General features: G+C 68.9%; 20 protein-coding genes. 7 read left to right on the forward strand and 13 right to left on the reverse strand.

Annotated elements, in window-relative coordinates:
• The first annotated feature begins 148 nt into the window (after positions 1 to 148).
• The 5 genes from ABIS05_RS21965 (at position 149) to ABIS05_RS21985 (ending at position 5,440) form a co-directional block, all read left to right on the forward strand.
• Positions 149 to 1,465, forward strand: coding sequence for an aspartate aminotransferase family protein (locus tag ABIS05_RS21965; RefSeq protein ID WP_348013396.1), 1,317 nt, complete (start codon positions 149 to 151; stop codon positions 1,463 to 1,465).
• Between the two features lie 10 nt (positions 1,466 to 1,475).
• Positions 1,476 to 2,624, forward strand: a complete 1,149-nt coding sequence (locus tag ABIS05_RS21970; RefSeq protein ID WP_348013397.1) for an esterase-like activity of phytase family protein — start codon at positions 1,476 to 1,478, stop codon at positions 2,622 to 2,624.
• Positions 2,625 to 2,729: 105 nt separating this feature from the next.
• Positions 2,730 to 3,620 (forward strand): DMT family transporter, encoded by an 891-nt coding sequence (locus ABIS05_RS21975; protein WP_348013398.1) that lies wholly within the window; start codon positions 2,730 to 2,732, stop codon positions 3,618 to 3,620.
• A 9-nt stretch (positions 3,621 to 3,629) separates the two neighbouring features.
• Complete coding sequence (locus tag ABIS05_RS21980) at positions 3,630 to 4,466, forward strand: PIG-L family deacetylase (RefSeq protein ID WP_348013399.1); 837 nt, start codon at positions 3,630 to 3,632, stop codon at positions 4,464 to 4,466.
• Positions 4,463 to 5,440, forward strand: coding sequence for a succinylglutamate desuccinylase/aspartoacylase family protein (locus ABIS05_RS21985; protein WP_348013400.1), 978 nt, complete (start codon positions 4,463 to 4,465; stop codon positions 5,438 to 5,440). Before ABIS05_RS21980 ends, ABIS05_RS21985 begins: the two co-directional genes overlap by 4 nt.
• A 138-nt stretch (positions 5,441 to 5,578) precedes the next feature.
• Here the strand turns inward: ABIS05_RS21985 and ABIS05_RS21990 are convergent, their stop codons facing one another.
• The 7 genes from ABIS05_RS21990 to ABIS05_RS22020 form a co-directional block, all read right to left on the reverse strand.
• A complete protein-coding gene (locus ABIS05_RS21990; protein WP_348013401.1) occupies positions 5,579 to 6,070 on the reverse strand; it encodes a DUF3592 domain-containing protein in 492 nt (163 codons plus the stop codon).
• Between the two features lie 55 nt (positions 6,071 to 6,125).
• Positions 6,126 to 6,755 (reverse strand): glutathione S-transferase N-terminal domain-containing protein, encoded by a 630-nt coding sequence (locus ABIS05_RS21995; protein WP_348013402.1) that lies wholly within the window; start codon positions 6,753 to 6,755, stop codon positions 6,126 to 6,128.
• Entirely contained in the window at positions 6,752 to 7,618 is an 867-nt protein-coding gene (gene yghU, locus ABIS05_RS22000; protein ID WP_348013403.1) for a glutathione-dependent disulfide-bond oxidoreductase, read from the reverse strand. Before yghU ends, ABIS05_RS21995 begins: the two co-directional genes overlap by 4 nt.
• Positions 7,619 to 7,776: 158 nt before the next feature.
• Entirely contained in the window at positions 7,777 to 9,387 is a 1,611-nt protein-coding gene (locus ABIS05_RS22005) for a sensor domain-containing diguanylate cyclase (RefSeq protein ID WP_348013404.1), read from the reverse strand.
• Complete coding sequence (locus tag ABIS05_RS22010; protein ID WP_348013405.1) at positions 9,384 to 9,818, reverse strand: hypothetical protein; 435 nt, start codon at positions 9,816 to 9,818, stop codon at positions 9,384 to 9,386. The genes ABIS05_RS22005 and ABIS05_RS22010 overlap by 4 nt, the downstream gene beginning before the upstream one ends.
• A gap of 4 nt (positions 9,819 to 9,822) precedes the next feature.
• Entirely contained in the window at positions 9,823 to 10,290 is a 468-nt protein-coding gene (locus tag ABIS05_RS22015; protein WP_348013406.1) for a hypothetical protein, read from the reverse strand.
• Positions 10,206 to 11,126, reverse strand: a complete 921-nt coding sequence (locus tag ABIS05_RS22020) for a hypothetical protein (protein ID WP_348013407.1) — start codon at positions 11,124 to 11,126, stop codon at positions 10,206 to 10,208. Before ABIS05_RS22020 ends, ABIS05_RS22015 begins: the two co-directional genes overlap by 85 nt.
• A 130-nt stretch (positions 11,127 to 11,256) precedes the next feature.
• Between ABIS05_RS22020 and ABIS05_RS22025 the strand changes: the two genes are divergently transcribed.
• Together ABIS05_RS22025 and ABIS05_RS22030 are read left to right on the forward strand one after the other, a co-directional pair.
• The gene (locus tag ABIS05_RS22025; RefSeq protein ID WP_348013408.1) at positions 11,257 to 11,910 is read left to right on the forward strand and encodes a DsbA family oxidoreductase; all 654 of its coding nucleotides are present in this window, start codon (positions 11,257 to 11,259) and stop codon (positions 11,908 to 11,910) included.
• 93 nt (positions 11,911 to 12,003) lie between these two features.
• A complete protein-coding gene (locus ABIS05_RS22030) occupies positions 12,004 to 12,996 on the forward strand; it encodes a recombination-associated protein RdgC (RefSeq protein WP_348013409.1) in 993 nt (330 codons plus the stop codon).
• Positions 12,997 to 13,092: 96 nt separating this feature from the next.
• On the opposite strand, the gene ABIS05_RS22035 is transcribed toward ABIS05_RS22030, so the two are convergent.
• From ABIS05_RS22035 to ABIS05_RS22060, 6 genes are all read right to left on the reverse strand, one after another.
• The gene (locus ABIS05_RS22035; protein WP_348013415.1) at positions 13,093 to 14,163 is read right to left on the reverse strand and encodes an asparaginase; all 1,071 of its coding nucleotides are present in this window, start codon (positions 14,161 to 14,163) and stop codon (positions 13,093 to 13,095) included.
• Positions 14,164 to 14,366: 203 nt separating this feature from the next.
• Positions 14,367 to 16,463 (reverse strand): TonB-dependent receptor domain-containing protein, encoded by a 2,097-nt coding sequence (locus ABIS05_RS22040; RefSeq protein WP_348013410.1) that lies wholly within the window; start codon positions 16,461 to 16,463, stop codon positions 14,367 to 14,369.
• Positions 16,464 to 16,592: 129 nt separating this feature from the next.
• Complete coding sequence (locus tag ABIS05_RS22045; RefSeq protein WP_348013411.1) at positions 16,593 to 17,033, reverse strand: hypothetical protein; 441 nt, start codon at positions 17,031 to 17,033, stop codon at positions 16,593 to 16,595.
• A gap of 198 nt (positions 17,034 to 17,231) precedes the next feature.
• Entirely contained in the window at positions 17,232 to 17,702 is a 471-nt protein-coding gene (locus ABIS05_RS22050) for a CYTH domain-containing protein (RefSeq protein ID WP_348013412.1), read from the reverse strand.
• Entirely contained in the window at positions 17,692 to 18,942 is a 1,251-nt protein-coding gene (locus ABIS05_RS22055) for a DEAD/DEAH box helicase (RefSeq protein ID WP_348013413.1), read from the reverse strand. The genes ABIS05_RS22050 and ABIS05_RS22055 overlap by 11 nt, the downstream gene beginning before the upstream one ends.
• 55 nt (positions 18,943 to 18,997) lie before the next feature.
• On the reverse strand, positions 18,998 to 20,055 hold a 1,058-nt coding region (locus tag ABIS05_RS22060; protein ID WP_348013414.1), incomplete at its 5' end, for a hypothetical protein.

Consider the following 20,055-nt stretch of genomic DNA (forward strand, 5'->3'; position numbering starts at 1 on the left):
GCTCGCGGCGTTGAGCCCCGAGCACATCGCCATCGCGGGCCGGCTTGGGAGCGGCCCGGCGCTCGGCCCGAAGAGAAAACGACTCGCCTGGATTCTGACCAACCTGTCAGATTCAAATTAGACTGGCGCTCCTCCCGAGGAGCCACGAATGAGCGCTGACGTTTCCAAGCTTGATGCCTACTGGATGCCCTTCACTGCCAACCGGCAGTTCAAGCAGTCGCCACGGCTGCTGACCAGCGCAGACGGCATGTTCTTCCGAGACGACAAGGGCCGGGAGGTGCTCGACGGCATCGCCGGCCTGTGGTGCGTCAACGCCGGCCACAACCGGCCCAAGATCGTCAAGGCCATCCAGGAGCAGGCGGCCGAGCTGGACTTCGCGCCGCCCTTCCAGATGGCCCACCCCAAGGCCTTCGAGCTGGCCGAGCGGCTGGCCGGGATCGCGCCCACGGGCATGAACCGCGTGTTCTTCACCAACTCGGGTTCCGAGGCGGTCGACACCGCGCTGAAGATGGCCATCGCCTACCACCGCGTGCGCGGCGAAGGCGCGCGCACCCGGCTCATCGGCCGAGAGCGCGGTTATCACGGCGTCAACTTCGGCGGCATCTCGGTGGGCGGCATGGTGGCCAACCGCAAGATGTTCGGCACGCTGCTGGCGGGCGTTGACCACATCCGCCACACGCACGACCCGGCGCGCAACGCCTTCTCGGTCGGCGTGCCGGAGCACGGCGCCGAGTTGGCGGATGACCTGGAGCGCCTGGTCGCACTGCACGACGCGTCGACCATCGCCGCCGTCATCGTCGAGCCCGTGGCCGGCTCCACCGGCGTGCTCATCCCGCCAGCCGGCTACCTGCAGCGCCTGCGCGAGATCTGCGACAAGCACGGCATCCTGCTCATCTTCGACGAGGTCATCACCGGCTTCGGCCGTACCGGCAACCCCTTCGCCGCCCAGACCTTCGGCGTCACGCCCGACCTGATGACGGTGGCCAAGGGCATCACCAACGGCTGCGTGCCGATGGGCGCGGTGTTCGCGCAGCAGAAGATCCACGATGCCTTCATGACCGGGCCCGAACACCTGATCGAGTTCTTCCACGGCTACACCTACTCGGCCCACCCGTTGGCCTGCGCGGCCGGCATCGCCACGCTGGACACCTACGCCGACGACGGCCTGCTGACCCGCGCGGCCACCATGCAGGCCGAGTTCGCCGAGGCCCTGCACTCGCTGCGCGACGAGCCCAACGTCATCGACGTGCGCAACATCGGCCTGGTTGGCGGCGTCGAGTTGAAGCCGCTCCCCGGTGAGCCCGCCAAGCGCGCCTTCAACATCTTCCTGGACTGCTGGGACAAGGGCCTGCTCGTGCGCACCACGGGCGACACCGTCGCGCTGTCGCCGCCGCTCATCATCGAGAGCGGCCACATCGCGCAAATCATCGACACCCTCAGAGCCGCCCTGCGCCGCGCTGCATAAAAGCTTCTCCATGAAATGGCTACTCGCCCTGCTTCTCGCAGGGTCTGCCCACGCGCAGAACCTCACCTACCTCGGCCAGCAGATCGTGCCGACCAGCGCGAGCTTTCGCAGCCTGCCGGTGGGCGGCCTGTCCAGCATCGACTACGTGCCCGCCACGGGCCGCTACCTGGCCATCTGCGATGACCGCAGCGAGCGCGGGCCGGCGCGCTTCTACGAGCTGACGCTGGACCTGTCCAAGTTCCGTCGCAGCGCCGACCCGGGCTATGCCGGCGTCGGCTGGGTCAACATGACGACGATGCTGGACCTCGATGGCCAGCCCTTCGGCCGCAACCAGGTCGACCCCGAGAGCCTGCGGCTGGACGCCAAGCGCAACCTCATCTATTGGGCCAACGAGGGCCAGCGCACCTCCGGCGGCATGCAGAACCCGACGATGCGCCGCATGCAGCTGGACGGCAAACCCGCCGGCGAGTTCGCCGTGCCGGGCTACTACAACCCCTCGGGCAGCGCCGGTGGCCTGGCGGCGGGCGACGTGGGCGTGCACAACAACCTGGCCTTCGAGAGCGTGGCCATCACGCCCGATGGCAAGACGCTGTGGACCATGTCCGAGAACGGCCTGGCGCAGGACAGCCTGCCCACGGCGGTCGGGCACGGCAGCCGCGCGCGCATGCTGTCCTTCGACCTCGACACCGACAAGGCGGGCGCCGAGTATGTCTACGACGTGGGTCCCATTCCCTTCGCGCCGGCCCGCGCGGGTGATTTCGCCACCAACGGCGTGCCCGACATGCTGGCCCTGTCGGCCACCGAGTTCATCGTCATCGAACGCGCCTACGCCGTCGGCGCCATCACGCCCGGCCGCGCGGCGCAGACGCAGCAGCCGACCAGCAACACCATCAAGCTCTACCGCATCGACACGCGCGGCGCGACCGACGTGGCCGGCTGGCCCACCATCAAGGGCCGCGACGTGGTGCCCGTCAAACGCACCATGCTGCTGGACCTGTCCTCGCTGACCAATGACGACGGCAGCGTGCTGGCGCTGGACAACATCGAGGGCATCACCTTCGGCCCGATGGTCGACGGCAAGCGCACGTTGATCCTGGCGTCCGACAACAACTTCAACCCGGCCCAGTTCACGCAGTTCATTGCACTAACGATTGATTAGCCCCTCGCCCGGTCTTGCGCGGCTGAACGCCGGCAAGCACATTGCCACTGCGGGCCGGCTTGGGAGCGGCCCGGCGCTCGGCCCGAAAACTGAGGTGGAGAGCGAATGCATCCCATCCCCTGGCGCGCCTACGCGCTGCTGGCCGCCAGCACCACGCTGGTCGGCAGCTACGTCGGCCTGTCCAAGCTGCTGGTGGCGGCCTTCCCGGTGTTCCTGCTGGCGGGCCTGCGCTTTGGCTTCGCGGCCGTGCTGATGCTGCCGTGGCTGAAGAAGCCGGCGCACGAGGCGCCGCTGGACGCGCGCTCGCGCTGGTTGCTCTTTCTCGAATCCTTCCTCGGCAACTTCCTGTTCTCCATCTGCATGCTGTTCGGCTTGCGGCAGAGCTCGGCCGTCGTGGCGGGGGTCATCCTGGCCGGCATTCCGGCAGCCGTGGCGCTGCTGAGCTGGGCCGTGCTGCGCGAGCGCCTGGGTGGCCGCACGTTGGCCGGCATCGCCTGCGCGGTGGGCGGCATCGCACTCGTCGCCACGGGCAGGCAAGGCCATGGCTATGAAGGCGAGACAACGCCGGTCGGCGCCCTGCTGCTGATTGCCGCGGTGTGCTGCGAGGCCTGCTATGTCGTCATCGGCAAGCAGCTGACTGCAGGCCTCAGCCCGAAGCGCATCAGCGCGCTCATCAACCTCTGGGGCCTCGCGCTGGTGACGCCGCTGGCCGTCTGGCAAGGCCTCAGCTTCGACTTCGGCGCGCCGCGCGCGCTGGACTGGGGCCTGCTCGCCTACTACTCGGCCACGGCCAGCGTCATCACCGTCTGGCTGTGGATGGCCGGGCTGCGCGGCCTGCCCGCCGCCAAGGCCGGCGTGTTCATGGTCTTCCTGCCCATCAGCACGGCGCTCGTGGGCCTGGCGCTGGGTGAGGTGCTGTCGACCCAGCAGGCGCTGGCGTATGGCCTGGCACTGGTGGGTGTGTGGCTGGCGACCTGGCCCGCGCGGGTTCGTTAGCATCACGGCATGTCCCTGGAAGCCGATCTCGCGCGCTGGCGCGAGCACCTGACCCATTTCGCTGCCCTGCTGGGCAACCCGCCCGACCGTCACGCGGCGCCCGCGCCCGACGCCAGCCCTGGCCACTGCCTCATCTTTGCGCCGCATCCGGACGACGAATGCATCGTCGGCGCGCTGCCGCTGCGCCTGCATCAGGAGGCCGGCTGGCGCGTCAGCAATGTCGCCGTCACGCTGGGCAGCAATACCGAGCGGCGCGAGGCACGCTGGGCCGAACTGCAGGACGCCTGCGCGGTGCTGGGCTTCGGCTGCCTCCGCGTCGGTGAGCAAGGCCTATCCGACGTGCGCGCCGACGCGATGCAGCCCGAGCAGGTCCAGGCGCTCGCCGCCATCCTCACCGAGCATCGCCCCGCCCTCGTCCTCGCGCCCCATGCGCTGGACGACAACCCCAGCCACCGCGGCGTGTACCGCCTGGTCGTCGAAGCGCTCGCCGCCGCGCGGCTGGACACGGTGGTGGCCTTCACCGAGTTCTGGTCCACCCAGGCGGCCCCCAACGCTCTCGTGCAGACCGGCATTGCCGACACCGCCCGGCTGATCGCCGCGCTTGAGCGCCACACCGGCGAGATCGAGCGCAACCCGTATCACCTGCGCCTGCCCGCCTTCCTGGCCGACGCCGTGCGCCGCGGCGGCGAGCTGGTGCTGGGCGCCGGCCAGGCTCCGCCGGACTTCGCCTTCGCCACCCTCTACCGCCTCGTTGCCTATCGCGCCGGCCAGCCCGTGGCCGAACTGCCACGCCGCGTCTTCGCTGCCGACCAGGCCCTGTCTACCGCTGCCCTGCTCAAGTCATGACCCATCCGACTCACATCCGCATCCACCAGTTCGCCGGCCTCCAGCCCGGCCCAAGGGTCCTCGTGACGGGCGCCGTGCATGGCAATGAGATCCACGGCACGACCGCGATGACGGAGATCGCCCGCCAGCTCGATGCCGGCGAGCTGACGCTCAAGCGTGGCACGCTGACCTTCGTGCCGATCGTCAACCCGTTGGCCCACCAGCTGAACCGCCGCGAGGGCGATCGCAACCTCAACCGCAACCTGCGCCCGCCCATCATTGCGCAGGACTTCGAGGACCGCATCGCTAAGCAGCTCTGCCCGCTGATCGCGCAGCACGACGGGCTCCTGGATCTGCACAGCTTCCAGGGCCAGGGCCCGGCCTTCGCGATGATCGGCCCGCGCAACAACAGCGACGAGCTGGAGCCCTTCTCGCAGGAGGCGACCGAGTCGGCCCTCGCTGCGGCGCTGGGCGTGACGCGCATCGTCGAAGGTTGGCTGTCCACCTACGCGCTGGGCCTGCAGCGCCGCCAGCAGCTCAGCCACGACGGCTCGCGCCGCGCGTCGCTGATCTCCGACCCGCACTACGGCGTCGGCACGACCGAATACATGCGCTCCACCGGCGGCTGGGCCATCACGCTGGAATGCGGCCAGCATCTCGACCCGAACGGCCCCGAGGTTGCGCGGCTGGCCATGCTGCGCGCACTGGTGGTCCTGGGCATGCTGGACGAGAGCGCCGTCGAACCGCACCGCCCCGCGCAAGCGCCGGAGGTGCTGCAGCTTTACGACGTCATCGACCGTGAAGACATGGGCGACAGCTTTGCGCGCGAATGGGCCAGCTTTGATGCCATCGCCAACGGCCAGCAGATCGGCACCCGCGCCAGCGGCGAGGCCGTGCTGGCGCCCAGCGAGGGGCGCATCGTGTTCCCTAACGTGAAGTCGCTGCCGGGCACGGAGTGGTTCTACCTGGCGAGGCCGAGCGATCGCCAGCTTTGAACCAGCCCCGGTTGGCCGAGTGGCTAGAGTACGGGCTGAAGAAGGCCTATACCAATGGCCAGCTGTCGGCGACAGCCTCAAGCTGCTGAAGAACAAGCGGCTCACGTTCCTGCACCTGCCCAACGTGTGCCGTTGAGTTCAGCGGGCCCTCTGCCAGCTCCCCCAAAGCTTGAATTGCCACGCGAAGAACGCCGGAACGGCGATCAGCAGACACAACACCGCGATGCACTGGCGGACGACGTCTGACTTGCTGGGTAATGCGAGATAGGCCCTTTCGGGGTTCGACTTCAGAACCCAGACTGCAACTTTCAGCCCTTCGGGCACCTGCGAGGGACGCATACGGAGTACCTGGAAGACTTCATCCGGCGTGCATCGTTGACACAGCGGCGTCAGCGAGTTGGCGCGTAACTGCCTGCCGTCGACGCCATATTGAAACGACACCTCGGCCAGATGCCGGACAACGCCTTCATTCGAATCTGTGTGCTTCTGGACGCCGAGAACCTCGCCCTCGGTCCTGAAGTAGGCCTCGTCGGGTCGAAGTGCTTCCACCAACGAAAAGGCTGACAACAGGCCTCCGCACAACCAGGCTAGGCCCAGCACCAGCATGAGTGCTTGCGGAAGATTTTTCATCGCGGGCCGCAGTGTGAAGCCAGCCGCGTCGCGGTGGAAGCAGTGGCGCGGCGCCTCACTCCATCGTCCCCCGCGCCTGCATCGCCTCGCGCCAGCGGCGCAGGTGCGGGTGCTCGTCTCCCGGCTTGACCTTCGCCACGCGCGCGAAGTCCACCGCCACCACGGCCGTGATGTCGGCGATGCTGAACTGCCCTGCGGCGATGAACTCCCGCCCGGCCAGATGCTCGTTCAGCGTTGCGAAGAAGGCCTGCACGCGCGCCAGGCCGCGCTGCGCCAGCTCGGGGATCTGCGCGTAGCCCACCGGCCCCGTCAGCGCGCGGCCGGCCATGGCCGGGCTGCCGTTGCGGAAGGCCTCGGCAATGGCAGCCAGCCCCTCGAATTCCACGCGCCATTGCCAGCCCGCGATCTCGGCCTTCTCCAGCGGCGTGCGGCCCTGCAGCGGTGGTTCGGGAAAGGCCGCCTCCAGGTAGGCCGCGATGGCGGCGTTGTCGGTCAACACGGCGCCCTCCTCCACCCGCAACGCCGGCACGGTGCACTGGGGGTTGATGAGCCGGTAAGCCTCGCCCATCTGCTCGCCGCTGCGCAGATCGACCTGCACCGTCTCGTGCGGCACGCCCTTCTCGGCCAGCAGGATGCGCGCACGGCGCGGGCTGGGGGCGGTGGTGCAGTCGTAGAGCGTGATCACGGCGGCGCCGCCTTGTCCTGCGTCCTCAAATCGAAGTCGCTGGCGTCGTGCCGCTCGTGCAGTTGGCTGCTCGGCTCGCCCCAGGTGCGGTTGACCTTGCGGCCGCGTTGCACGGCCGGGCGCTTGGCGATCTCGTCGGCCCAGCGGATGACGTGGGTGTATTCGTGGACGGACAGGAACTCGCCGGCGCCGTAGAGCTGGCCCTTGGCGAGCGCGCCGTACCAGGGCCAGGTCGCCATGTCGGCGATGCTGTAGCTCTCACCCGCCAGGTAGCGGCGCTCGGCGAGCAGCCGGTCCAGCACATCGAGTTGGCGTTTGACCTCCATCGCGTAGCGGTCGATGGGGTATTCCTGCTTGGTGGGCGCGTAGGCGTAGAAGTGGCCGAAGCCGCCGCCCAGGAAGGGCGTGCTGCCCATCTGCCAGAACAGCCAGCTCAAGGCCTCGGCCCGCTCCGCCCCACCAGCCGGCAGGAAGGCGCCGCCGAACTTTTCGGACAGGTAGATGAGGATGGCGCCCGACTCGAACACCCGCTGCGGACGCGGCCCGCTGTGGTCCACCAGCGCCGGGATCTTGGAGTTGGGATTGGCCTCGACGAAACCGCTGCCGAACTGCTCGCCCTCGTTGATGCGGATCAGCCAGGCGTCGTACTCGGCACCCGCGTGGCCTGCGGCCAGCAGCTCCTCCAACATCACCGTGACCTTGATGCCGTTGGGCGTGCCCAGCGAGTAGAGCTGCAGCGGATGACGGCCGACGGGCAACTCCTTGTCGTGCGTCGGCCCGGCCACCGGCCGGTTGATGCTGGCGAACTGGCCGCCGCTGGCTTTGTTCCAGGTCCAGACCTGGGGCGGGGTGTAGTCTGACATGACGGTTTTCTGTGGGTATTCCGGGCCGAGCGCCGGGCCGCTCCCAAGCCGGCCCGCGTTGGCGATGTGCTTGCGGCTCAACGCCGCAAGCATCGCCGTCCCCTTGGGGACCGATCAGGCTGCCGGCGTTCAGCACGGCGGACTGGGCGAGGGGCAACTCAGTTCGGCAACGCTAGCGCAAAAGCCTGCTTCCCGTTTCTCTTCACGTGATAAAGGGCTTCATCGGCCGCGCGGACCAGGCCGAGCGGGTCTGTGCCATGAGCAGGCAGGCAGGCCACACCGATGCTGACGCCCACGCTCACGGACTCGCCGTTTGACAGCCGGATGGGCTGGGACAGCCCGTCGAGCAGGTCGCGCATGACCTGCATCAGCACCGCATCACCGGGGCCGACGTCGCGCAGCACGATGAGGAATTCATCGCCGCCCAGCCGCGCAACGAGGTCGGACGAGCGACGCACGGCTGCGCGCATGCGCTCGGCGCAGGCGACGAGCACTTCGTCACCACTGGCATGACCATGGATGTCGTTGATCTGCTTGAAGCCGTCGAGGTCGATGCAGGCGACGCTCAGCATGGCGCCGCGGGAGCAGGTCTCGGCGACATAGCGCTCCAGCGTCGCCTGGCCCGCGCCTCGATTTTTCAGCTGGGTCAGTGCGTCGTGCTCTGCGCGGTGGCGCACCGCGTTCTCGTCGCTCTTGCGCTGGGTGATGTCGTAGATGACACCCTCCACCGTCTGCCCGTCCACCCGCTGCACGGAGATGAGGCAGTGCACCCAGCGCCGCTCGTCGCCCACCTGCACCAGTTCCAGGTCGGCCGACACGGTTTCGCCGCGCGCGGCGGCCTGGTCGATCATCTGGCGCACCTGCTCGGGCCGGTTGAAGACGCGGCTGATGAAGTCGTGCTCGCTGAGCGTGCGCAGTTCGTCCATCGACAGGCCCACCACGCGCGACACCGTCGGGTTGCCGTTGATGAGGCGGCCGCCCTCGTCAAGCACGAAGATGCCGGCGCTGCTGGAGTCGAAGATCTGGCGGTACTGGGCCTCCATAGCCTCGACCTCGGCGCGCAGACTGCGCTCGGTTTGCAGCGCACGCTCATTGGATTCCAGCAGCGTGTTGGCGCCGGCAATCAGCACGCCGATCTCGTCGGCGGCGTGGTTGGCGGGCGTTTCAAGCCGCTCGCCCGAGCCCGGCGTCATGCGCCGCAGCGAACTGGCCAAGTGAACGATGGGGCGAGACACCATGCGTGCCGCCAGCAGGTAGAGAACGGCCGCCAGCAGCGCCGCCTGGCCGGCCATGACTGCAGCCAGCGTGTAGGCCTCGCGGTCGGCGTCGGCCTGGACCTTGTCGTCGTTCAGGCGGATGCGCAACTGTCCGAGGGTCTCTCTGGCGTCGAACGGGGACACGAGCGGCCGCGTCAGCAGCGTCAGGCCCGGTCGCTCGGCGGCGCCCGGACGCAGCACTTTGACCAGCGCCCGGCCATCCGCCGCCACCACCTCGACGACGTTGACGAGATCATTGCGCGCCAGGCCGCCGGCCACCTCCTGCAGCAGCACCTCGTCCTTGGCGTAGGCGCCGATGGCCAGCGTCTTCTCGACGGCAGTGGCCAGGGCCTCGACACTGCTGCGACCAGTGGCCAGCGCGCGGGCCTGGCCGAACTGGTAGGCAATCGTGGCGCCCACGAGGGCCAGCACGGCCGCGCTGGCGAACACCAGCAGCATGAAGCGCAGCTGCAAGCTGTCGGCACCACGCACACGGGGTGCAGCGGGCGTCATTTGGTGGGGGCTTCCTTGATGACCAGCACCGTGCGCAGCCCCGGCTCGGTGGGCTCCTTGCTGAGCCAGCCCAGAGCGCTGGGGTTGCGGCGCAGGATGCCGGCCACGGCCATCTCGTCGGGCAGGGATTGAGGCGGCACGCTCTGGCCGGAGAACATCAACCGCGACCAGTAGCTGTTGACCTGGGCCACGCTCATGCCGGTCAGGGCCTGATAGAAGGCGGCACGGCGCGGATGGTCGCGCGGCAGGTCGAAGATGAGTGCGAAGTCGCCGTTGGCAAAGGCGCGGCTGCGGCCCATGAAGAGATCGACCGCCTCCTTTTGCGTTAGCGCGCGCTGCGGGTTGCTGGCGTGCACGACGATGTAGAAGTCGGCCCGCGCGGGCAGGGCTGCGGCCAGCAGCGCGAGGATGAAAAAGCTGCGCGCAGACATGGCTTCAGAAGATGAAGTCCACGACCGCAGTCGCGACGTTGGCATTGCCCGCCTGGCCATCGGCGCCGGTCCACAGGGACGAGCCGCTGGGCTGCACGCGCACGCGGTCCCACTGCAGCTTGAGCGCGGCCTGGGGATGGAAGTCCCAGCGCACGCCGAGCGACCAGCTCGACTGCTGCACACGCGCGTTGTTCAGCGAGGTAACGACCACACTGCCCAGCCCCTGCGCCTGGGCAGCGCCCACCGGGCCGATGACTGGCGTCAGTGCGGCTGCCCAAGCCGGCAGGGGCAGCACGGCCAAGGCGTTGCGCGCCCGACCGTAGCCGATGTAAGGCGTCCAGTCGCCGAACCGATGGCCGAGGGTGGCGTAGGCCGTGTTCTCCACGGTCAGCGGGGCGGCCGAGACGCGCACGACCTCCGCGCTCCACTGCCACTCCGCCATCTCGTAGCGCACGCCCAGCTCCCAGAACATCGCCCAGAGCCGGTGGCACCCAGGCGGTCGCGCAGCTGGCGGGCCTCGTCGGCCACCGAGGGGATGGGCAGCGCGCCAAGCTGGGCCAGGCCGTCGAGGGCGGGCTGGACGGTGGTCAGGTTGATGGCCGTGCGCGCACGGGCGACGCTGGCGCGCACCAGCAGGCCGCCCTCCTCGCGCGACAGCATCGCGCCGCTGACGTCGCTCACACGGCTGGCCTTGCTGGTGTGGAGGTCGCCGATGCGCCCCGAGCCGTGCATCAGCTTGGCGCGCCACTGCGCATCGCCCTGGAACCAGCTGCGCGCGACGTCGGCACCGTCCAGCGTGGTGGGCAGGCGCGCGTAGAGCTCGACCGGTGGCCGGGCCATCGTGAAACCGTAGCCGACGTTGCGGTAGTCAGCCATCAGGAAGGCGTCGACATTCACGCGGCCGACGCGCAGCGTCCAGTCGGCGTTGGGCCGGTAGCTGGCATAGGCCCATTCGAGCGCATCGCCGTCGCTCGCGTAGTGGCCGCGCTTCTTGGCGATAACCTGGGCCACCAGCTCGAACTGCGAGCCCAGGCTGTAATTCAGCTGCACGCCGAGCCGGGTGTCGATGTCATGTCGCCAGGTGGCACCCGAGCCGGCCTGTGCCAGCTCACGCCGATAACCCCAGCCATCCGGCGCGTCCACATGGCTCAAGCCCAGGCTGCCAAAGCCGCTGATGTGCAGCCTCGCCTCGCTGGGCGGTCTGTCGGCCTCTTGTGCTTGGGCCGAGCCGGGCCACACGACGACAGCGATGCCTGCGAGCAGGCAGCGTGCCCAGAAACTGGGGGTTCCGGAGGTCTTGGGGGGCATGGCTGGGAAGGTACTGCTGGGCGATTATTAGCCCCGGCCCACCCGTGGCGGCAAGCTCCGCTCACGGCAAGAGCAACCCCGTCACGCTTGTGTCCCTTGCAAACCGAGAGGTCACGCCGGGAGCGTGAAAATGCCACGCATGCGAATCGACTTCATCTCCGACATCGTCTGCCCCTGGTGCGCCATCGGCCTGTATTCCCTCGAAGCGGCTGCGGCGCGCATCCCTGGGCTGGTACTGGACCTGCACTTCCACCCCTTCGAGCTCAACCCCGACATGGGCCCCGAGGGCCAGGACATCGAAGAGCATCTGGCGCACAAGTACGGCGCCAGCCCGGCCGCGCTGGCCGGCACGCGCCAGGCCATCCGCGAGCGTGGTGCGGAGCTGGGTTTCGAATTCCGCCCCGGCGCGCGCAGCCGCATCTACAGCACCCGCAGCGCCCACCGCCTGCTGCACTGGGCCGACGACGCCTTTGGCGCTGCCGTGCAACGCACGTTGAAGCTGGCGCTGCTCAAGGCCTACTTCACCGACGGCCGCGACGTGTCCGACCCCGCCGTGCTGCTGGAGCAAGCCGTGGCGGCCGGCCTGCCCGAAGCCGAGGCGCGCGAGCTGCTGCACAGCGACCGCTACGCCGCGGAGGTCACCGAGGCGGAAGCCGAGGTGCACGCCCAGGGCATCCACGCCGTGCCGGCCATCATCGTCAACCAGCGCCACCTCATTCAGGGCGGGCAGTCGGTCGAGGTGTTCGAGAAGCTGCTGCACCAGGTAATGACCGAAGCGACTTGAAACGCGGGCCCTGCACCAAGCCTGAGACAATCCCACCCTGCACCCAAACAAGCCCGCCGTTGGCGGGCTTTGCATTTGTACGGAGCCCCACTTTTGTTCAAGAACCTCATCACTTACCGCATCGGCGAAGGTTGGCAGGTCGACGCCAAGTTGCTCGCCGAACAGCTCGCCAAGGAAACCTTCCTGCCTTGCGCGCCCACCCAACCGCTGGCCGTGGGCTGGGCGCCGCCACGTGGCATTGAGCACGCGCCCCTCGTCGAAGTGGTCGACGGCCACTGGCTCGTCAAGCTCAAGCGCGAGCAGCGCCTGCTGCCCTCCTCCGTCGTGCAGGAGCGCGTGGAAGAACTGGCCGAGCACATCGAGGCCACCACCGGCCGCAAGCCCGGCAAGAAGGCCAAGAAGGAGCTGAAGGAGCAGGCCGAGCACGAGCTGCTGCCGCGCGCCTTCACCAAGACCTCGGCCACGCAGGTGTGGATTGCGCCCGAGCAGCAGTTGCTGTTCGTCGACGCCGGCTCCACCAGCCGCGCCGATGAAGTCATCACGCTGTTGATCCAGGCCAGCCCCGGCCTGAGCCTACAGCTGGTGCAGACCGCCGAGAGCCCTGCCGCCTGCATGGCCGCGTGGCTGCAGGACGGCGTGACGCCCGAAGGCTTCCAGATCGAGCGCGAGTGCGAACTCAAGGGCAGCGACGAGCAGAAACCCGTCGTGCGCTACGCCCGCCACCCGCTGGACATCGACGAGGTGCGCGCCCATCTGACCAGCGGCAAGATGCCCACCCGCCTGGCGCTGAGCTGGAACGAGCGCGTCGCCTTTACGCTGACCGAGGGGTTCGCAGTCAAGAAGATCAGCTTCCTGGACCTGGCCTTCGAAGGCCGAGCCGAGGCCAGTGGCGACGAAGCGTTTGATGCCGACGTGGCCTTGGCCACCGGCGAGCTGGGCCGGTTGATCCGGGCGCTGATCGAAGGGCTGGGCGGCGAGCACGACTTTGCCGCCGCCGGTGCGCCCGCCTCAACGTCCGCGCCCACCATCGCCTCTCTGCCGGCGAACGTGCCTGAAGACGCGCTCAGCGAGTCACCGCCCTGGTGACACCCCAGGCGGCGCTCGGCGTCGGATCGCTTGGGTAGCTTGGCGCAGCACCGGCAGGCACGCCACACCGGCGCCGTCTGCCGCCCACGCTCCAGATCAATATTCCCAGAAGATCCGCTGCAGCTCAGCGGTGGTCTGCGGCTTGGTCAGGGCCACGGCGGCCAGGATCTTGGCCTTCTGCGGGTTCAGGTCGTGGGCCACCACCCAGTCGTACTTGTCGTCGGGCTGTTCGGCGTTGCGCAGCACGATGCCATCAGCCACGCGGCTGGAGCGGATGACGAGCACGCCCTTGTCGCGGATGGACTTGAGCTTGTCCACCGCGTAGTTGGGCACCGAGCCATTGCCCGTGCCGGCGTTGATGATGGCCTTGACGCCCGGCGTGGCCGCCGCGTCGTACAGCGCCATATTCATGCTGCCGGAGCCGTAGACGATGGACACGTCCGGCAGCGCATCGATAGTGTCGATGTCGAACTCGGAGCTGACGGTGTGGCGCTTGGCCAGGCTGCGGAACCAGAAGGTCTTGCCCTCGACCACCATGCCCAGCGGACCCCATTGGCTGCCAAAGGCGCTGGTCTTGATGTTCACGCGCTTGGCTGTGTCACGGCCGGAGAGGATGTCGTCGGCCATGGTGACCAGCACGCCCTTGCCCTTGGCGCTGGGCGAAGCCGCCAACACTACCGCGTTGTACAGGTTCAGCATGCCGTCGGCCGACATCGCGCTGCCCGGCCGCATCGAGCCGACCACCACGATGGGCTTGTCGCTCTTGATCACCAGGTTCAGGAAGAAGGCGGTCTCTTCCAGCGTGTCGGTGCCGTGGGTGACGACCACGCCGGCCACTTCCGGGTCCTTCAGCAGCGCGGAAACGCGCTTGCCCAGGGTCACCAGCTTGTCGTTGGTGAAGCTCTCGGAAGCGATCTGGAAGGCTTGCTCGCCGCGCACGTTGGCCACGCTGGCCAGTTCGGGCACACCGGCGATCAGCTTGTCCACCGGCACCTTGGCGGCCTGGTAGGTGGCGCTGTTCAGCGCCGAGGCACCGGCACCGGCGATGGTGCCGCCGGTGGCGACGATCACCACGGTGGGTTTGGCGGTCTGGGCCAGCGCCGGCAGGCCGGCGAAGGCGCTGGCCGCCAGCAGTGCGGCGCAGGCGGCGCGCAGGCCGAAGGTCATGGATTGCATCAGGGTTCTCCTCTGGTTGTAAAGAAACCAGCGCGAGTAGATGCGAGAAACGGGCCAGCACGAATACCGATCCGGCATTCATGCTTTCTGAAGCCGCATGACGCTGGTGCGTTGCCGGGCCGGGCCACGTGCACAAACGCTTCAATGTGGCGCCACCGCCAGCAGCAGGCAGCAACGCGCGCATCGTCGTGTCTTCAGAACACCATCTTCAACGTCACCCGCACCGTGCGCGGCTCGGCGGGGTGGACATGGCGGTCGGCCACCGGTGCGGCCTCGCCGGGCAGTTGCGACTCGTAGAAGTACTCGATGTCGTTGAGCTTGCGGTTGCTCAGATTGAAGACGTCGAAGGTCAGCTCGGCCTTGCCCCAGAGCTTGCGAGCGACGCGCAGGTTGGTCGTCAGCGACGACCGCGAACGCACGCTGTTGTTCTCGATCAGCGAACCCGAACCGAGGTAGCGCCACTGCAGGCTTGCCGACCACGGGCCGAGGTCGCGCAGGGTGACGGCGATAGAGCCCACCTTGTCGACGGCGTTCGGGATGCGGTCGCCGGCCGCGTCGAAGTTGGCGAAGCGCGCGTGCGTCCAGGCCAGGTCGGCGTCGATGAGCAGCCAGGGCGTTGGCACGTAGCGGTTGTTCCACTCGATGCCATGCCGCTTGCTCTGGCGGTTAGCCTCGGTGGCGCCGGCATCGCCGACGTAGACGAGCTCGGAATCGAAGTCCAGCTTCCAAAGCGCGACCGAGCTTTGCAGGCCCGGCACCCACTCCGTGCGCGCGCCCAGCTCCATGCCGCGCGCCGCGACAAGACCTGGCACCTTGTCGACGGCGTCGCCGGTCCGGGGGTCGACGCTGGCCGTGGTGCCGCGCGCATCGTTGCTGTGGAAGCCCCGGCCGGCGTTGAAGAAGAACTCGGTCTTGGCCCACGGGCCGGCGATGAGCGACAGCTTGGGCGAGAACAGGTTGGCCGAGGCGCTGCCGGAGTTGGCTGCGTTCGACAAGCTGTTGACCTTGAAGCGCGCCGGGTCCGCCCGCAGGCCGACGACGCTGCGCAGCCACGGTGTCAGCTCGACCGACGCCTGGCCGTAGACGCCCAGCTGGGTCTCCCGCACATCGTCGTCGCGCGTCGTGCCGATGATGCGGCGCTCCACGGTGTCGTACAGGCCGACGCGGATGCGGTCATGGCGCAGTTGCAGGCCCACCTCGCTGCGTGCCGGCAGGCCGCCCAGGCGGTGCTCGACGGCGTGGCTGGCGTTGACGCCGTAGACCTTGCGCTGGTCCTGCTGCGAGAACTGGTCGCCGTCGTCGGGGCGCTCCAGCGCGTAGGTGAAGTTGGAGAAGAGCTTGAGCCGGTAGTTCATCGCGTAGGCCACGACGTTGGTGGCCTCGGCGCCGGTGTTGCGATGCCATTCGCCGGACAGGCTGCTGCGGCGCGTCTCGCCGCCGTCGCTGGTGTCGATGGCGTCGAAGCGACCGAAGGGCTGGCCGTTGTAGGTGCCTGCGGCGATGAGGCGTTCGGGCACCTGGTCGGTCGAGGTCCACTTGGCGTCGTATCCCATCACGCTCGCGCTCCAACCTTCGGCGCGCGTGCCGCCGGACAGCTTGACGACGCCGTTGCTCTTGCGCAGGCGCTCGGCCAGCTTCCAGGGGCCGTCGTTGTGCTGCACCTCGACGGCGCCCAGCAGGTTCAGCCCACCGCCCAGCGCCGCGGAGCCGGCACCGACGAAGCGCCGGAACTGGCGCTGGCCCAGCGTGAGCGCGGCGAAGTTCTCGTCCAGCGTGTTGCGGTAGGCGATGTCGGCGGACCCGGCGGCGGCGAAGTCGCCGTTCTTGGCGAAGTACGGGCCCTTGCGGTATTCGATGCGGTCGACCAGTTCGGGGATGAGGAAGTTCAGGTCCGAATAGCCCTGGCCGTGGCCGTGCGAGGGCATGTTGACCGGCAGGCCGTTGACGCTGGTGGCGAAGTCGGTGCCGTGGTCGAGGTTGAAGCCGCGCAGGAAATACTGGTTGGCTTTGCCGTCGCCCGAGTGCTGCGTGACGATGAGGCCGGGCACGAACTCCAGCACCTCGCCGGGGCGCAACGCGGGGCGGCTCTTCAACAGCTCGGCGCGGATGGTGCCTTGCGAGGCGGCATCGGCGCTGCCGATGGCGTTGTCGTAGTGGCGGCCGGCCACTTCGACCTTGTCGAGCACGGCGGTGGCGACGACGACGGGCCTGTCGGCCTGCGCTTGGGCGATGGACGTGACGAGCAGGCAGGCAGCGGCCAGCAGCGGCGGCCGGAAGCGATTCTTGGACATGGGAGATCTCGGGAAACGGGGGGCCTGCGGGCAGGCGCAGGCACCACCTGCCGCAGCGGGACGGGCGGGACAGACGGAAGCAAAGACACTTGAGCGGACGCCCAAGGCGTCGACGGTCTTCGGCTGAGGTCAGCCCCGAGGCGGCGTCAGCGGCGGAGCGACAACGCGGTCGCGCCAGTCGATGCCAAGCGTGGCAGGGCGGCCGCCCGCCTCGCCGGCCGGCAAAGCCAACGCGACCGGCAGCCAGGCCAGGAAGGCGGTAGCGCCGCCTTGCAGCGAGTCGTCGGCCGGGTCGGTCACCTCAAGCACGTCAGCCGCGTCGTGCGAGTGCTTGTGGAAGACGCCGCCATGCGCGTGCAGCTCTGCTGCCGGCCCCGTGCTCACAACCCAGGCCAACTTGGCCGCCTGAAGCCGCGGGTCCTGCGCGGCGTGCAACTGGTTGAGCAGCGCCCGCAGCGGAGACGGGGACGCCGCTGCCGGCGCGGCGCCGGTGTGCATGTGCCGATGGCCCTGCACGCCTGCCACGAGCTGCACCACGCCCTGCAGCGGCAACACGACGAGCAGCAGCATCAGGATGCCTTTGCGCGTTCGTAGCAGGAGCGATGACAGGAGGGTGGGCACGGGCGTGATGAGGAGGTGCCTGGGCGGCCAGCGGCTTGCGAAGCTGGCCATTGACGGAAGCCAAGCAGCGCATCCTCGGTCGCGAAGATTGCCTGCGTATGACAGCCTTACGCGCCGAGCCGGCGGGCAGATTCGCCGCCCCCTAGTTCACTCGCTCCAGCTTGAGAACGGGCTCACCGCCAGGTTGGCGTTGACGTAGCGAGCGTCGCCGGTGACCTCCGCCCCAGCCCAAGCCGGGCGCGCAAAGGCCTGGCTCTCGGACTCCAGCTCGATCTCCGCCACAACGAGACCGGCATTCGCGCCCAGGAACTCGTCGACCTCCCAGGTCATGCCCTCGTGCGTGCACAGGTGGCGGATCTTCTCGACGACGGGGCCGTCGCTCATCGCCAGCAGCGCTTGCGCGTCGGCCAGCGGCACCGGGTACTCGAACTCGGCCCGCGTGGCGCCCCTGGTGGCGCCCTTGATGGTCAGGAAGCCCTGATCGCCCGCGATGCGCACGCGCACCGTGCGCGCCGGCTCGCGGCTGAGGTAGCCCTGGCTGAAGCGCGTCTGCGTCGCAGCCTGCTCGCGCCAGCCGTCGCCCGTGACGAGAAACTTGCGCTCGATCTCAATGCCCATCGTTGGCGTCTCCGGCCCGCTCGGCGGCTTCGCGCAGCTTGTCCTTCTTGCTCTTGCGCGTGGCGCTCTTGATGCCGCCCGCCGCCTGCGCCTCGGTAGCCACCGCCTCGGGCTCAAAGCCGGCCAGGCGCTCGCGCGGAACGCGCTGGCCCTGGCGCTTCTCGATGAGTCGGAAATGGCTCTCCGCGTTCTCGGCGCTGTCCGCGCAGATGAAGCTGATGGCCACGCCCTCGGCCCCCGCGCGGCCGGTGCGGCCGATGCGGTGGATGTAGTCGGCGGCGGAGCGCGGCAGCTCGTAGTTGACGACGGCGTCCAGCGCGTCGACATGCAGGCCGCGCGCGGCCACGTCGGTGGCGACGAGCACCTTGACGCTGCCGCTCTTCAATGACGCCAGCACATCGCTGCGCGCGCCCTGGCTCAGCTCGCCGTGCAGCACGCCGGCCTTGAAGCCGTGGGCGAAGAGCTTGTCCGACACGAGCTCGGCCGTGTAGCGACTGGCGACGAAGACGAGCGCACGCGGCCAGTCTTCGTCCTTCAGCAACTGGCGCAGCGCGGGCAGGCGCTGGGCGCGGTCGAGCTGGATGGCACGCTGCGTGATCTGCAGCGGCGCCTCCTCGATCTCGATGCGCACCGGGTCGCGCAGTAATTGCTCGGCCAGGGCCTGCACCGCGGCAGGGAACGTGGCGGAGAACATCAGGGTCTGGCGCCGTGCAGGCACCAGCGCCAGCACGCGGTGCAGCTCTTCGGCAAAGCCGGCGGCCAGCAGGCGGTCGGCCTCGTCCAGCACCAGGCATTCGACGCCGTGCAATTGCAGGCCGTTGTGATCCAGCAGGTCGAGCAGGCGGCCGGGCGTGGCGACCATCACGTCGCAGCCGCCGCGCAAAGACATCAGCTGCGGGTTGATGGACACGCCGCCGAACGCCAGCGCGACCTTGGGACGATGCAAAAGCCTGGCCGCGAACTCGCGCAGCACCTCAGCCGTCTGCGCCGCAAGCTCGCGGGTGGGTGCCAGCACCAGCGCGCGTGGGCCGGGCCGGGGCGGCGAGTCGACGAGGCGCTGCAGCAGCGGCAGCGCAAAGGCCGCCGTCTTGCCCGAGCCCGTCTGGGCCAGGGCCAGCACGTCGTGGCCGGCAAGCACGGCAGGCAGGGCCGCCACCTGGACGGCAGTGGGAGCGTGATAGCCCTGCTCGCGCACGGCGCGCAGCAGGGCGGGCGTGAGGCCCAGGGATGCAAAGGACATGCGCGATTGTCGCGGCAGCGCTCGGCGCTCTGCTGGGGTGGCGCGCGCCTCGCGGTCAGGGCGCCGTCGTGAACGACCAGGCCAGGTGCAGCGGCGTCATGCCCACGCTGCCGTCGAACTCGACGCGGTAGGTGGTGCCGGCGGCCAGCGGCGCGTTCGGCACAAGTGCCACCTCACTCGCGGCCAGCAAGAGGTTGCCGTCGTTGGCGGCGGTCAGTACGGTGGTTTCCACCGCTGAGCCGTCGCTCGCGGTGGACATGACGAAGCGAGTGACCCCTACCGGCGCCGCAGCGTGCAGGGTGACGGGGTAGCCCTCGACCAGGCCGGCGGCCAGCGGCTTGATGTTGGACGGGCGCATCCGCGTTGGCAGGCCGGTGGCGCCGTCGCGCGGCCAGACCGCCCAGACCTCGGCATTCGCCGCTGGCGTGTCAGCCCGCAAGGCCATGTCCAGCACCAGGGTGCGCCGCAGACCGCCCGGTTCGGCAGAAAAGCCCAGCCCCACCTGCTGCATGCGCGGGTCGAGCAGAAAGGTGCGACCGTAGAGATTGTTCAGCGCGTCGTTGATGTAGTCCAAGGGCTGCGGTTCAGCATTGGCTGAAGCCGCGAAGCCAACGACGATTTCACTGCGCTGGCGCAGCCCCGGCAAGTCGGTCGAGACGACGCCCGCAGCAGCCAGCCGCTGGGCCAGATCGACACCGGTGAAGCAAGGCAGGCCATAGGACTCGGTCACCCCGCTTTCTTCATTCGCGACTGCGTACTGGGCGTGTGCCTGCGCCGTACCGTCGAGCGCAGTCAGGCGGGCCAGCTGCGGCAGGCCCAGCGCGAAGCGCGTCAGGTTGACTAGCGCGAACGTGGCCGAACGGGTCGAGGTCACTTCGCCCTGTGTGCAAACCAGGCCGCCGCCAGGGACCGGATCCGTGCCTGCCGCCGCCGATGCTCCCGGCGCAGTGGGGGCAGGCGGCGGGCTGCCGATGGCGGCTGGCGTGCCGCCAGCTCCGCCGCCACCGCCGCCACCGCATGCGGTCAGGGCCATCATCAAAAACAGCGCGAAAGAACTCAGCAAAGGCTGGCGGGCGTACGACATGAGCGAGTCCTGATCCGGCGGGCACCGGC

This window comes from Roseateles sp. (assembly GCF_039929605.1).
Classification (GTDB): Bacteria; Pseudomonadota; Gammaproteobacteria; order Burkholderiales; family Burkholderiaceae_C; genus Pelomonas.

Coding starts and splice junctions, on each gene's coding strand:
- ABIS05_RS21965 (WP_348013396.1), top strand. CDS start 149: ATGAGCGCTGACGTTTCCAAGCTTGATGCCTACTGGATGCCCTTCACT.
- ABIS05_RS21970 (WP_348013397.1), top strand. CDS start 1,476: ATGAAATGGCTACTCGCCCTGCTTCTCGCAGGGTCTGCCCACGCGCAG.
- ABIS05_RS21975 (WP_348013398.1), top strand. CDS start 2,730: ATGCATCCCATCCCCTGGCGCGCCTACGCGCTGCTGGCCGCCAGCACC.
- ABIS05_RS21980 (WP_348013399.1), top strand. CDS start 3,630: ATGTCCCTGGAAGCCGATCTCGCGCGCTGGCGCGAGCACCTGACCCAT.
- ABIS05_RS21985 (WP_348013400.1), top strand. CDS start 4,463: ATGACCCATCCGACTCACATCCGCATCCACCAGTTCGCCGGCCTCCAG.
- ABIS05_RS21990 (WP_348013401.1), bottom strand. CDS start 6,070: ATGAAAAATCTTCCGCAAGCACTCATGCTGGTGCTGGGCCTAGCCTGG.
- yghU (WP_348013403.1), bottom strand. CDS start 7,618: ATGTCAGACTACACCCCGCCCCAGGTCTGGACCTGGAACAAAGCCAGC.
- ABIS05_RS22005 (WP_348013404.1), bottom strand. CDS start 9,387: ATGACGCCCGCTGCACCCCGTGTGCGTGGTGCCGACAGCTTGCAGCTG.
- ABIS05_RS22010 (WP_348013405.1), bottom strand. CDS start 9,818: ATGTCTGCGCGCAGCTTTTTCATCCTCGCGCTGCTGGCCGCAGCCCTG.
- ABIS05_RS22015 (WP_348013406.1), bottom strand. CDS start 10,290: ATGTTCTGGGAGCTGGGCGTGCGCTACGAGATGGCGGAGTGGCAGTGG.
- ABIS05_RS22020 (WP_348013407.1), bottom strand. CDS start 11,126: ATGCCCCCCAAGACCTCCGGAACCCCCAGTTTCTGGGCACGCTGCCTG.
- ABIS05_RS22025 (WP_348013408.1), top strand. CDS start 11,257: ATGCCACGCATGCGAATCGACTTCATCTCCGACATCGTCTGCCCCTGG.
- ABIS05_RS22035 (WP_348013415.1), bottom strand. CDS start 14,163: ATGACCTTCGGCCTGCGCGCCGCCTGCGCCGCACTGCTGGCGGCCAGC.
- ABIS05_RS22040 (WP_348013410.1), bottom strand. CDS start 16,463: ATGTCCAAGAATCGCTTCCGGCCGCCGCTGCTGGCCGCTGCCTGCCTG.
- ABIS05_RS22045 (WP_348013411.1), bottom strand. CDS start 17,033: ATGCTGCTGCTCGTCGTGTTGCCGCTGCAGGGCGTGGTGCAGCTCGTG.
- ABIS05_RS22050 (WP_348013412.1), bottom strand. CDS start 17,702: ATGGGCATTGAGATCGAGCGCAAGTTTCTCGTCACGGGCGACGGCTGG.
- ABIS05_RS22055 (WP_348013413.1), bottom strand. CDS start 18,942: ATGTCCTTTGCATCCCTGGGCCTCACGCCCGCCCTGCTGCGCGCCGTG.